This is a genomic window from Mycobacterium hippophais (assembly GCF_027529605.1).
In the GTDB taxonomy this organism is placed as follows: domain Bacteria; phylum Actinomycetota; class Actinomycetes; order Mycobacteriales; family Mycobacteriaceae; genus Mycobacterium; species Mycobacterium arseniciresistens.
The window spans coordinates 96,542-108,448 of the sequence record NZ_JAPZPY010000001.1 but is presented as its reverse complement, the minus strand read 5'-3'; the positions used below and the strand labels follow the sequence as shown (position 1 = coordinate 108,448).

The 11,907-nt window shown below is 66.0% G+C and carries 10 protein-coding genes; 7 read left to right on the top strand and 3 right to left on the bottom strand.

Annotated elements, in window-relative coordinates; all coding sequences use genetic code 11:
- Nucleotides 1–9: 9 nt before the first annotated feature.
- The 3 genes from O6P37_RS00525 to O6P37_RS00515 all read left to right on the top strand — a co-directional run bounded on the left by O6P37_RS00525 (nt 10) and on the right by O6P37_RS00515 (nt 3,652).
- Nucleotides 10–549, top strand: a complete 540-nt coding sequence (locus tag O6P37_RS00525) for a hypothetical protein (RefSeq protein WP_269892248.1) — start codon at nt 10–12, stop codon at nt 547–549.
- A gap of 273 nt (nt 550–822) precedes the next feature.
- Nucleotides 823–2,364, top strand: coding sequence for an aldehyde dehydrogenase family protein (locus O6P37_RS00520; protein WP_269892247.1), 1,542 nt, complete (start codon nt 823–825; stop codon nt 2,362–2,364).
- Between the two features lie 529 nt (nt 2,365–2,893).
- Complete coding sequence (locus O6P37_RS00515) at nt 2,894–3,652, top strand: dienelactone hydrolase family protein (RefSeq protein ID WP_269892246.1); 759 nt, start codon at nt 2,894–2,896, stop codon at nt 3,650–3,652.
- A gap of 22 nt (nt 3,653–3,674) precedes the next feature.
- Here the strand turns inward: O6P37_RS00515 and O6P37_RS00510 are convergent, their stop codons facing one another.
- Nucleotides 3,675–4,295 (bottom strand): TetR/AcrR family transcriptional regulator, encoded by a 621-nt coding sequence (locus O6P37_RS00510; protein ID WP_269892245.1) that lies wholly within the window; start codon nt 4,293–4,295, stop codon nt 3,675–3,677.
- A gap of 309 nt (nt 4,296–4,604) precedes the next feature.
- On the opposite strand from O6P37_RS00510, the gene O6P37_RS00505 reads away from it, so the two are divergent.
- The 4 genes from O6P37_RS00505 (at nt 4,605) to O6P37_RS00490 (ending at nt 8,780) form a co-directional block, all read left to right on the top strand.
- Complete coding sequence (locus O6P37_RS00505; protein WP_269892244.1) at nt 4,605–5,645, top strand: spirocyclase AveC family protein; 1,041 nt, start codon at nt 4,605–4,607, stop codon at nt 5,643–5,645.
- Between the two features lie 20 nt (nt 5,646–5,665).
- On the top strand, nt 5,666–7,354 hold the full coding sequence (locus O6P37_RS00500; protein WP_269892243.1) for a nitric oxide reductase activation protein NorD: 1,689 nt from the start codon (nt 5,666–5,668) through the stop codon (nt 7,352–7,354).
- A 48-nt stretch (nt 7,355–7,402) separates the two neighbouring features.
- The gene (locus O6P37_RS00495; protein ID WP_269892242.1) at nt 7,403–8,233 is read left to right on the top strand and encodes a CbbQ/NirQ/NorQ/GpvN family protein; all 831 of its coding nucleotides are present in this window, start codon (nt 7,403–7,405) and stop codon (nt 8,231–8,233) included.
- Between the two features lie 121 nt (nt 8,234–8,354).
- The gene (locus O6P37_RS00490; protein WP_269892241.1) at nt 8,355–8,780 is read left to right on the top strand and encodes a YkvA family protein; all 426 of its coding nucleotides are present in this window, start codon (nt 8,355–8,357) and stop codon (nt 8,778–8,780) included.
- A gap of 21 nt (nt 8,781–8,801) precedes the next feature.
- Here the strand turns inward: O6P37_RS00490 and O6P37_RS00485 are convergent, their stop codons facing one another.
- Complete coding sequence (locus O6P37_RS00485; RefSeq protein ID WP_269892240.1) at nt 8,802–10,169, bottom strand: FAD-binding oxidoreductase; 1,368 nt, start codon at nt 10,167–10,169, stop codon at nt 8,802–8,804.
- A 20-nt stretch (nt 10,170–10,189) separates the two neighbouring features.
- Nucleotides 10,190–11,863, bottom strand: coding sequence for an L-lactate permease (locus O6P37_RS00480; RefSeq protein ID WP_269892239.1), 1,674 nt, complete (start codon nt 11,861–11,863; stop codon nt 10,190–10,192).
- Between the last annotated feature and the right edge of the window lie 44 nt (nt 11,864–11,907).

Below are 11,907 nucleotides of genomic sequence, written 5' to 3'. Positions count from 1 at the left end.
CAGCTGAGTATGGACATTTATTCGACAATGGAATCCTGCAGGTACACGCTCGACGTCCTGGCGATCGACGCTACCGAGGCCGTACGCGCCGCGGGCGGACTGATTTATGACCGGGTACGGGAAGGATGGGCAGTCCGGGTATTCACACTGGATGGTTCGGACGGCCGCCCCCTGCGCATTCTCGGCGCCCAGGGAAGCGAATACGAAGACATCACCGCACTGGCGCTGTCGCCGCGGCGCACCGCACTGGCTCTGTCCAGTGCTGTAGTGAGCCGCGACGACGAGATTTACATGAACACCCTCAAGCGGCTGCGTCGCGGTCGCGCCGAAGTCATTTTATGGGGCGACCCTCCATCGGAGATGAAGCATCACCTCATTGCCATCGAGCACCGACTCACCTCGGCAGCAGCGGCTTTCAAGGCCAGCGCTCGCGAAGCCTGCGCCGACGCCCTCATCGTCAGCGACCATACAGAACGGTTCCACGGGCTTGGTGCCATGTGTGTGCCCGGCAATCCAGACCTGACCCCGGTCCGTGCCGTCGCGGACTAACGCGAAGCGCACTCGATCGCGCCGTACGCCCAGCCTTGGAAGGATGAGTTCTCCGACGATGTCGACATCACCTGTACGCCAGCACACCGCGACGATTGCTCAACCGCGTCAACGTCCAGTGCAACACCGCCGTCTGGCGCAGCCGCACCATGCACCAGAGATGTGGCGAAAACCAGCTACTGAGCGACGGAGAGCGCCATCAATGCCGATCCATTGTGGGTTCGTTCAGCGCGGGGAGGCGCGATCATCGAGCGCGTCCGAGGTCATTCACCGATGAGCGGCATCCGCGACGGAGCGGACTATGCGGGCACCCAGGCTGCAGAACTCGCCGTGATTCTGCAGAGTCAACGCGAGGCATTTGTTGCCGAAGGTCCCCCCAGTGCGGCGTTGCGCCTCAATCGAATTGACCGGCTCGTTTCCCTGGTTCTCGAGAACGCCGACTCCTTCGCCGACGCACTGAGCGCCGACTTCGGCACCCGCCCGAAGGTGGGATCGTTGTTCACAGAGATTCTCGGGATGATATCGGTCATCGAACACACCAGAGCCCATGTAAAGCAATGGATGCGGCCGACTAGGCTAGTGCCGGCCGCGCGCCCGTTTGGTCTGCGGGTCGAGGTCCAGCCCACACCGCTGGGCGTCGTCGGGATCATCGGTCCGTGGAATTTTCCTCTCAATTTGGTCGTGCTGCCCGCCGCCGCGGCGATGGCCGCCGGCAACCGGGTCATGATCAAGATGTCGGAGGTCACGCCCAAGACTGCGGATCTGATGAAGACGCTGGCGCACAACTACTTCAACCCCGACGAACTCAGCGTAGTCACCGGCGGCGTCGATGTCGCGGCCGCGTTCTCGGCACTGCCGCTGGATCACTTGTTTTTCACCGGGTCGCCAGCGGTAGGCGCTCTGGTGCAGCAGGCGGCGGGACGTAACCTCGTGCCGGTGACGCTGGAACTTGGTGGTAAGAATCCGGTGGTCATCGCGCCGAGCGCTGATATTCGCACATCTGCATCCCGCATCGCCCGAGCCAAGATGATAAATGGGGGACAGGTCTGCGTATCCCCTGACTACGTTTTCGTCCCGCGGGCGGACGTCGAGGCATTTCTCGCCACCGCACGAGACACTTTGCGCGACTTGTTCCCAACAATCGTGACCAATGGTGACTATTGCTCGTCGGTGGATGAGCCCAACTTCGATCGTTTGGTAGGGCTGATCGGCGACGCCAAGGCCAAAGGTGCCACCGTGGAGAGCCTCGAACCGCTGGCAGAGGTGCTGCCGGATGTGGCCACACGCAAGATCGCCCCGACCATCGTGCGCGAGGTCAGCGAGGACATGCGAATCGCCACCGAGGAGATCTTCGGCCCTGTCCTGGTCGTGAGGGACTACACCGACCTCAGTGATGTTGTTCGCTATATCAACACCAGGCCTTCACCGCTGGTGGCCTACTGGTTTGGACCCGAGGACGACAACTTCCGCTACTTCGTGCGGTACACCCGCAGCGGCGCTGTGGCACGTAATGACTTTGCAGCGCAGATGATTCCCGCTTCCGCACCTTTCGGCGGGGTCGGCCACAGCGGTATGGGCGCCTATCACGGGAAGGCCGGGTTCGACACATTCAGCCATCAGCGCACGGTGGCCGGCACCGATCTACCGTTCAGCATCACCGGCAGCGCTGCGCCACCGTACAGTCCATTGATGCGCCTGGGCACGATGATGTCACTGCGAGTTGCGCGAAACCGGACCCGTCGACGCCTCAAACGTTCGGACTGCCCCGAGCGCAGCCTCGGCAACCGTTACACTCGAGAGGCGCACTTCAGTTGACAGTGGTGCCGCCGGACAGGCCCGTTGACATCATCTTCCGGGCCTCAACCGCCCTATGCATGTCGAGATGCAGCGACATCTGACAAGAAGCGCTCGCACTCACCCCAGCGTCGAGGAAAAGTACACCTCGCGCACGCCGGGTGGAGCAGACAGGCTCGCCGCGTCACCCATGCGACCGTGCGATCGGGCTGGCGACCCCTCCACCCCGAATCGCCGAAAGATCCCTGCGCCGCTGCGCTAGAGGTTTCCAATCCAAATGGCGAGTTTCTCAGGGGAGTGGCATCTTCTTCGCTCGAACAACGTGTGAACGGGGTTTGGTCGTCTGACGCAGCGGCACCTGCACGCCATACGTTTCTCCACGACACGCGATTTCAGTGCAGGGGCGTGAGTATCTCACCGCAACAGAGCCGAGGAAGCGCATCAGCATAGGTGTTCGAGCATTCGACGCATGGAATGCATGCGCCTACTGGCCGATCAGCTTCGGGCGAACACGGGCTGAGCTCGCACCGAGCTTCAGTACGCTGACCGAATGATCGTCACACGCGAAATCACCTATGAAGTCGACGGATTGACGATGATCGCCCACTTGGCGCGGCCGTCCGGCACGGGACCCTCGCCGGCTGTGCTCATCGGACATGACGGGATCGGTCTCGAGGACTATCAACGCGGCCGCGCCGACATTCTCGCCGAGCACGGTTACATCGCCCTCGCGATGGACTACCACGCCGGCCGGACGTATTTCGGCGATCCGCAGGCGATGCTGGCTCGCGTCATGCCATTGCTGGCCGACTCCACCCGCATGCATGCGATCGGCCGTGCTGCCCTCGACGTCCTACTCGATGTTCCCGGCGTCGACCACGACCAGCTTGCCGCGCTCGGCTACGGCGCCGGCGGCTCGATCATGCTGGAACTGGCCAGGGCCAAGGCTCCTTTCAAGGCACTGGCCGCGGTCCATCCAGGCGTGCCCGCTGCCCATACCGAGGATTGGACCGACGTGCGCGGCGCCTTCCTGCTGTGCACAGGTTCCGAAGATCCACTGTGCACCCCCGCTCAACTCATGGAGTTCGCCGGCGCACTTCAGAAGGCCGGAGCTGACTGGACCGTCAACATCTATGGCGGAGCCAAGCACGCTTTCTGGGCAGATCCCACTGAACTTGCCGGCTCATCGACGGGCGACAGTGCTGCCACTGTGCCCGGCGTGGGACACCACGCTCTGGCGTCGACACGAGCGTGGCAGGCGGTGCTCGACCTGCTCGATGAGGTATTCGCTGCGGGCCGGGTCGTATGACTCGAACAACGCGGCGTCGCGTTCACGGTCTTCGGTCAGTAGATCCCTCGGGTTGCAGGCTGCGAAGCGCGCTGGCCACGTACTTCGCCAGGAGAGCATCCCGGCCGGGTGTCGTGTCGCGGGTGGTGGTGAACAGCGCGTAGAGGCCGAGCAGGAAGAAGACGGAACTGGGAAAGGCGTCGACGTCGGCATGTACCTCGCCGCGATTACGGGCGCGAAGGATCTCGGCGGCGAGCAACACGATCACAGGGTGATCGGTCCACTCGTCGTCGTCTGGGCGGGTCGGTGAGAAGTAGAGGCCGATCACGTCTCGGAAGAGGCTGCCGTTCCAGCGAGATTCCAGGTCCATGACCAGCCGGACGATCTCGGTCAACATGGCGGGTAGGTCGTGCGGCTCGTCGAGGAATCGGCTCAGTTCTCGCGCCACGTGGGCCTCTTCGCGGCGGATCAGTTCCAGCAGCACGTGCTCTTTGGTGGGGAAGTGGAAGTAGAAGGTCGACCGGGCCACTCCCGCTGCGGCGACGACGGCGTTGATGTCGGCTGCCGCGGTTCCGTTGCGTTTGAACTCGACGACCGCAGCGTCGAGCACCCGTTCCCGTGTCTGACGGCGCTGGGCTTCGCGTCCGTTCGGGCTCTCTGGCACGCCTCCATTGTGCAGGACGGAGGCAGATGATTCTCATATGTCAGCGAAAGGGTAGATGTTCGCGGCCTTGAGGAACCGAAGAGCCTGTGGCGAGGGGTTTTAAAATAGGGCGCGCATCTTCGCGCGGTGTACCGACAACATTTCGTTGACATATGACAGTGAAACGGGATAGACATGGTCCGCCGCTCAGTCGCAGCGGGACTATTCCGACGTTGGGTGAGGCCGCCAGCCATGACAGATCAGCAGACGCATCGAACACCCGCCGACCCCGATGCGCGTGCGGGCACCACGATCAAGGTGCTGTGGTGGTTGTTCGCCATCGGGATGCTGGTCCTGATCGGCCTCAACGGCCAGGTCGGAGCCGGCGAAGCGCGGATCGCGAATCCGGACGTCAGCGATGAGGCGCGTGAATCGGTGGCCGGGCTGGCGAACTGGGCTGCACTGTGCAACATCTGGACAACCGTGATGATGGTGGTGGGCGTCGCCGCCTTCACCTACAGCTGGCGAAAGCACCCGAAGCACCCGTATCTGCTCATGGTGCTCGCGGGAACGGTTCTCGTGTGGCTCGATCCGTTCGCCAACTGGGTGTCGTACTCGGCCTTCAGCCCGGATCTGTGGCACTACCCGGTTGACTGGCCATGGGTGTCGCTGGCACCCCTGGTCGAGCCGTTCGTCTGCATTGCCTACGCCTCGGTGTTGATCATCCCCGCCTTCGTCGCAATTCCCCTCCTGCAGCGGCTCCAGAGAGGCCGTTCGGTCGACAGCTTTGTGTGGCGTCATCCGTTGATCACCCTCAGCGCCATCACCTTCGCGATCGGCTTCGCCCTGGACGCCGTCGTCGAGGTCTTCTGCGTCAGCAAGCGCGTGTACGCCTACACCCAGGTGCCCGAGTTCGGGTCCCTCTTCGCCGGCCAGTACAACCAGTTCCCCCTCCTGTGGGAAAGCGGCCTCGCGACGTCGATGATGATCGCGGCGTCGATCCTGATCTACCGGGACGACACCGGCCGCACGCACGCCGAGAAGCTCGCGCAACGGCTGCGCATGCTTCCCACCAAACCCGCACTCGCGTCGTTCATCATCATGATCAGCGCACTGAGCCTCTCCTACATCGCGGTGTACGGGGGCGGGTTCATGATCCTGCGGGCGGGAAAGCTCGCGACCTCCGTAGCGTGCCCGTGGCCGTTTCCCGAGACGAAGGTGTATGACCCGCAGGGCTTCTACGAGATGGCCGGGCATCCAGGTCCCTTCTACGAAGGCAAGTGGAACACCTGGATGTCGGGCCAGCCAGACGGACGGCCGGTGATCGAAGGGCCCGTTCCTGCCGGCCCGTGCGGCCCCGGGCGCGAGTGACACGCGCGCCCGGCAGTGCCATGGTCGACCTCGGCGAGGGGCGCGCGTCGATCGCCGGTGACCCGCGTGAGTTCGACCTGCTCGCCTCCGCGCTGTCGGGCAGGACTGTCCGGATCGTCGCTGGTCCTCCGGGCGAGCCGGCATGGACCGACGGCACCACCATCCACCCCGACGCGGCCGCCACCGCACGCGAGCAGATCATGTCGGTCGTCATCCAGGCGAGCTTGATCTCGGCCGGCAGCCTGACACCGCAAGTCCTACGCAGGTTGAAACGGCGGACCGGCGCCGCCAACCGCTACCTCGCTCTCGAGGGCCACCGCGCCCTGACCGTCAACCGCGCGCTGCTACCGCCTTGGATTCCAGTCGTGATCGACCCGTCGATGGCCGATCGCACCGACTCACCGGACGATTCGTTGCGCATCGCGCTGTCGCGCGAACCCGTTCGAGATCCTCCGCCGGTCTTCGGCGCCCTCCGGATCAAGCCCGTGCTGGCCGCAGAAGCCGCGCAGGCAACGGACCACCAAGGATACGCGCCGAGTCGCCAACACGGCGAACTCGAGGAACTGGACGACCACCGCTTCGACGATGACAATGCCGCTGCCGCCGTCGACATGTTCTCCGTCGGGGGCACCTCCGGCGTGCTGGGACGGCTGCTGAAACGCTTCCTGAAGTCCTCACGTCGGGGGGATGCGAGCGGCGCCCCCGGGAGTGACACTCCCACGCATCTGAGCCGCAGAAATGACCATCGCAGAGGCACTTCCGTTCTCTCCACCGCATCCAGCGCATCCTTGGACGCCGCCACGACGAGCGGCGGCCTGCGATACCCGGAGTGGGACACCAACCGCAAGTCCTATCGGCAGGACTGGTGCACGGTCAGGGAGATCGACCCGTCCCGAACGGAATCTCACGAGCCGCGCGTCCGTGACGATCCGCGACTTCGTCGGACCCTCGCCCGCCTCAATCTCGGCCTCGACCAGCACCGTCGTCAGCCCTCCGGCGACGACATCGACCTAGACGCGGTGATCGACTTGCAGATTCAGCGGCGCACCTCCTCAGGTGTCGACGAGAACGTCTACGTCGACAGTCTTCGGCGGCGCCGTGATCTGTCCGTTCTGGTGCTCCTCGACATCTCCGGGTCTGCCGCGGAGTCAGACGGCAGCGGTCGCACCGTGCACGAGCGTCAACGGGCCGCCGCGGCCGCGATCACCGCCGCACTTCACGACCTGGGTGACCGGGTGGCGCTGTACGCATACAACTCTCAGGGCCGGTCGGCGGTTCAGATGTTCCCACTGAAGCGATTCGACGATCACTTCGACTCAGGCGCGCTTCGGCGGCTCTACGCACTGGCCCCTGGCGCTTACTCGCGCCTCGGTGCCGCGATCCGGCATGGTGCTGCTGTTCTCGAGACGAGAGGTGGTACCTCACGCCGACTCCTCGTCGTGCTCTCCGATGGACTCGCCTATGACCACGGCTACGACAGGCACTATGGCGCAGCGGATGCGCGGCGCGCCCTCGGCGAAACCCGTGTTCGCGGTACGGGCGGGCTCTGCCTGACCTTCGGAGCGAACACCGATGCCGAATCTCTGCGTCGCGTCTTCGGCACGGCCGCGCATGCCACGGTTGCCGATGAATCGCAGCTCGCCCACGCCGTCGGAGCGCTGGTTCGCTCAGCCCTGCGATCGGCCGAGGTGCGACGGCGCACCTCCTAGTCGCGTTCTCCGATCGAGCCCCGACACCACCTGCCGAAGGGTAATCCCATGACCAGCTTCACAACTCACGACCGCCCAGACGCCGCCGCGACCAGCGTTTCGGCGAGACCGTTCTACGTCACCTCCGGGAGCGAGGAGCGGTTGTTCAAGGCGGCGTATGCGCAGGGCCTGTCAATGGTCTTGAAGGGACCTACCGGCTGCGGCAAGACCCGCTTCGTCGAGGCCATGGCGCACGACCTGAAGCGGCCCCTCATCACCGTGGCGTGCCACGACGACCTCACCACTGCGGACCTGGTCGGACGGTTCCTGCTCCGCGGCGGTGAAACCGAGTGGGTGGACGGCCCGCTCACCCGTGCCGTCCGCGAGGGCGCGATCTGCTACCTGGACGAGGTCGTCGAGGCCAGGCAGGACACGACCGTGGTGCTGCATCCCCTTGCCGACCATCGACGTCAACTTCCCATCGAGCGGCTCGGAGTGACGCTGGACGCAGCGCCGGGTTTCGGTTTGGTGGTGTCATACAACCCCGGATACCAGAGCGTGCTCAAAGACCTCAAGGACTCGACACGACAGCGGATGGTCGCAATCGATTTCGACTATCCCGATCCCGAGACCGAAATCGAGATCGTCGAGCGGGAAGCCTGCGTTCCCACAGCGACGGCTGCGACCTTGGTTCGCTTCGCGCAAGCGATACGACGATTGGAGACCGCGGGGCTTCGCGAGGTCGCGTCCACCCGCGTGCTGATCGCGGCCGGCAGGCTCATCGCGGCAGGAATCCAACCCGGCGAGGCTGCAGCCGCTGCGATCGCAGCACCGCTGAGCGACGACCCCGACGTGCAGGCAGGGCTGCTGAAGATGATCGAGATGTACGTCACCACCTGAAGCTTGTTCCACGGCCGCCGGCGCCGAGCGACGACGCAGCTACGGCAGCGATCGGGAAACCGCGCGCTGTAGGTTGACCCCAATCCCAGTACGGCGGAGGCGTTGAGGTGGTGAGGTAGCCATGACCGGCTCGTTGTGGTGGGACCTGGCGATCGGCCTCGCCGTCGCGCTGGTGCTGACCTGGCTCGCGCTCGTCATCGCCCTGGTGGTGGTGCGGCCCCGCGGCGGGCTGCTGCGCGAGGCCCTGCGCATCCTGCCCGACGCGCTGCGCCTCATCCGCCGCCTTGCCGCCGACGAGACACTGCCTCGCGGCGTACGCGTGCGGCTGGCGCTGTTGCTGATGTACCTGGCGCTGCCGTTCGACCTGATTCCTGACTTCATCCCGGTTCTCGGATATGCCGACGACGCGATCATCGTTGCCGCGGTGCTGCGCAGCGTCGTGCGCCGCGCCGGGATCGACGCCGTCCGGGCGCACTGGCCCGGCAGCGAGGACGGATTCGCGGCGCTCGTCCGCCTCGCCGGCCTCGGCCGCGCCAACGACGCCTGAGCAGTCCGCGAAATCCGAAAGCTAGAACGCCGCGCCGGGATTGAGGATGTTGGCCGGATCAAGCGCCGCCTTGATGCGCTGGTTGAGCGCCATCACTTCGGGCCCCACCTGACCGGCCAGCCACGGCCGCTTCAACCTGCCGACGCCGTGCTCGCCGGTGATCGTCCCGCCGAGGCTGATCGCCAGGTCCATGATGTCGCCGAATGCGGTCTGGGCCCGCTGCGCCATGTCGGCGTCGGCGGGGTCGAACACGATCAGCGGATGGGTGTTGCCGTCGCCGGCGTGCGCGATCACCGAGATCATCACGTCGTGTTGCGCGGCGAGCTTCTCGACCCCGGCGACCAGGTCGGCCAGCGCGGGCAACGGCACCCCGACGTCCTCCAGCAGCAGCGACCCCTTGGCCTCGACGGCCGGGATGGCGAAGCGCCGCGCCGCGACGAAGGCCTCACCCTCGTCCGGGTCGGCGGTCGAGAACACTTCCGTCGCACCGTGTTCGGTGAACACCCGGGCCATGTACTCGGCGTCCTCGGTGCCCGCCGCGCCGCGGTCGTCGGACGCCGCGACCATCATCGCCGCGGCGTTGCGGTCCAGGCCCATCTTGAGCTTGTCCTCGACGGCGTTGACCGCGACGGCGTCCATGAACTCGAGCATCGAGGGCCGGATCTTCCCGGTGATCTCGACAACCGCGTCCGCTGCGGCGGCCACGGAGTTGAACGAGGCGACCACCGTGCTCGCCACCTTCTGCGGCGGCAGGAGTTTCAGAGTGACCTCGGTGATCACGCCGAGCGTGCCCTCGCTGCCGACGAACAGCTTCGTCAGGCTGAGGCCGGCGACGTCCTTGAGCCGCGGACCGCCGAGACGCACCGCGGTGCCGTCGGCCAGCACCACCTGCAGGCCGAGCACGTAATCCGTGGTGACGCCGTACTTCACGCAGCACAGTCCGCCCGCGTTGGTCGCGATGTTCCCGCCGATGCTGCAGATCTCGTAGGACGACGGGTCGGGCGGGTACCAGAGGTCGTACTCGGCCACCGTCTTCTTCACCTCGGCGTTGAGCAGGCCGGGTTGCACCACCGCGGTGCGGGTGACGGGGTCGACGGTGATGTCGCGCATCTTCTCGGTCGACAGCACGATGCCGCCGTCGAGTGCGGTCGCCCCGCCCGACAACCCGGTGCCCATGCCGCGGGGCACCACCGGCACGCCGTGCGCACTGGCCCACCGCAACACCGCCTGCACCTCCTCGGTGCGGCGCGGCCGCACCACCGCCAGCGCCGTCCCAGCGCCGGGGTCGGCGGCGCGGTCGTGGCGGTAGGCGGCGACGACGTCGGGATCGGTGACGACGACGCCGTCGGGCAGCTCGTCGACCAGTTCGGCAATCCGCTGATCGGTCATGGGGGAGATGCTACGAGTTGTCATGACGGCACCATCCACGAAAGCACCGGCGAGGCCTGCAGCGCCGACAGCGCGCACAGCAGCAGCAGGAAGCCCAGGCTCCACAGGATGACCCGCCGGAAGATGTCACCTTCCTTGCCGTCGAGCCCGACGGCGGCCGCGGCGATCGCGAGGTTCTGCGGCGAGATCATCTTGCCCAGCACGCCACCGGAACTGTTCGATGCGGCCATCAGCACGTCGGACAGTCCGGCCTGGTTGGCGGCCGTCACCTGCAGGGCGCCGAACAGCGAGTTGGCCGACGTGTCCGATCCGGTGACCGCGACGCCGAGCCAACCGAGGATCGGCGACAGCAGCGCGAATGCCCCACCCGTGCCGGCCAACAAGGTGCCGAGGGTGATGGTCTGTCCGGACAGGTTCATCACGAACGCCAGGGCGAGCACCGTCATCACGGTCACGATCGCCCAGCGGAGTTGATGCAGCGTCACCCCGTAGGCCTTCACCGCCCGTGCCGCCGAGAGCTTTAGCGCCACCATGGTGAGCACGCCCGCGATGAGCATCTGGGTGCCCGGGGTGGTGAACAGATTGAGCGTGAACTTCGTCAGGGTGGACGGGTCGCCGTCGGCGTCGATCACGTTGAGGCCCGGCCAGGTGAAGGCGAAGGTCGCCGAATCGAGCAGGCTCTTCACCGCCGGGATCTGGCAGATCACGAAGACCCCGATGATGATCCCGTACGGCGCGTACGCCTTGACCACGTCGGCGCGGGAGTCGTCCACCTCGCGGTCGGCGTCGTCGCCGACACCGGCGCCGGGGGCGGGCGGCGGCTCACCCCGGCCGGCGGACCCGGCTGTCACCGGAGTCTCCGCGGGCTCGGTGTAGGCGTGCCGCGGCCGCCACACCCGTACCAGCGCGACCACCGCGGCCGCCGAGAGCAGCGCGGCCACCACGTCGGCCAGCGGCACCGAGAGGAAGTTCGACGTCGCGTACTGCGCGACGGCGAACACCAGGCCGCAGACCACTGCGGCCGGCCATGTCTCGCGCATGCCGCGACGGCCGTCGACGATCGCCACCAGGGCCAGCGGGACGAACAGCGCCAGGATCGGCGTCTGCCTGCCCACCATCGCGCCGAGCGTGTCGACGTCCAGTTCGGTGACCTTGCCCAGGGTGATGATCGGTGTGGCCATGGCGCCGAACGCGACGGGCGCGGTGTTCGCGACCAGCGCCAGCACGGCGGCCTTCAGTGGCCGGAAGCCGAGCGCCATCAGCATCACCGATGTCACCGCGACCGGGGTGCCGAAGCCGGCCAGGGCCTCGATCAGAGCGCCGAACGAGAACGCGATGATGATCGCCTGGATCCGCTGATCGTCGCTGACCGAACTGAACGACCGCCGCAGCACGTCGAAATGCCCCGTCTCGACGGTCATCTGATACACCCAGATCGCGTTGATGACGATCCACAGGATCGGGAAGAAGCCGAACGCCGCGCCCTCGCTACCGGCGAGCAGGGTCTGGCCGACCGGCATGCCGTAGACGAATACCGCGATCGCGATGCTGACGGCCAGCGAGATCAGCGACGCCTTCCACGCGGTCATCTTCAAGGCGCCGAGCAGGACGAACAACAGCAGCAGAGGGATCGCCGCCACGACGGCGCTCCATGCAAGGGAACCTGCGACTGGATCGAGAACCTGCTGGTACACGGCTCACCTCGGTGTGGTCTGGGTCACAACCTCGGCTGTCTACC

Coding starts and splice junctions, on each gene's coding strand:
- O6P37_RS00500 (WP_269892243.1), top strand. CDS start 5,666: ATGGTCGACCTCGGCGAGGGGCGCGCGTCGATCGCCGGTGACCCGCGT.
- O6P37_RS00485 (WP_269892240.1), bottom strand. CDS start 10,169: ATGACCGATCAGCGGATTGCCGAACTGGTCGACGAGCTGCCCGACGGC.
- O6P37_RS00525 (WP_269892248.1), top strand. CDS start 10: ATGGACATTTATTCGACAATGGAATCCTGCAGGTACACGCTCGACGTC.
- O6P37_RS00495 (WP_269892242.1), top strand. CDS start 7,403: ATGACCAGCTTCACAACTCACGACCGCCCAGACGCCGCCGCGACCAGC.
- O6P37_RS00490 (WP_269892241.1), top strand. CDS start 8,355: ATGACCGGCTCGTTGTGGTGGGACCTGGCGATCGGCCTCGCCGTCGCG.
- O6P37_RS00520 (WP_269892247.1), top strand. CDS start 823: ATGAGCGGCATCCGCGACGGAGCGGACTATGCGGGCACCCAGGCTGCA.
- O6P37_RS00515 (WP_269892246.1), top strand. CDS start 2,894: ATGATCGTCACACGCGAAATCACCTATGAAGTCGACGGATTGACGATG.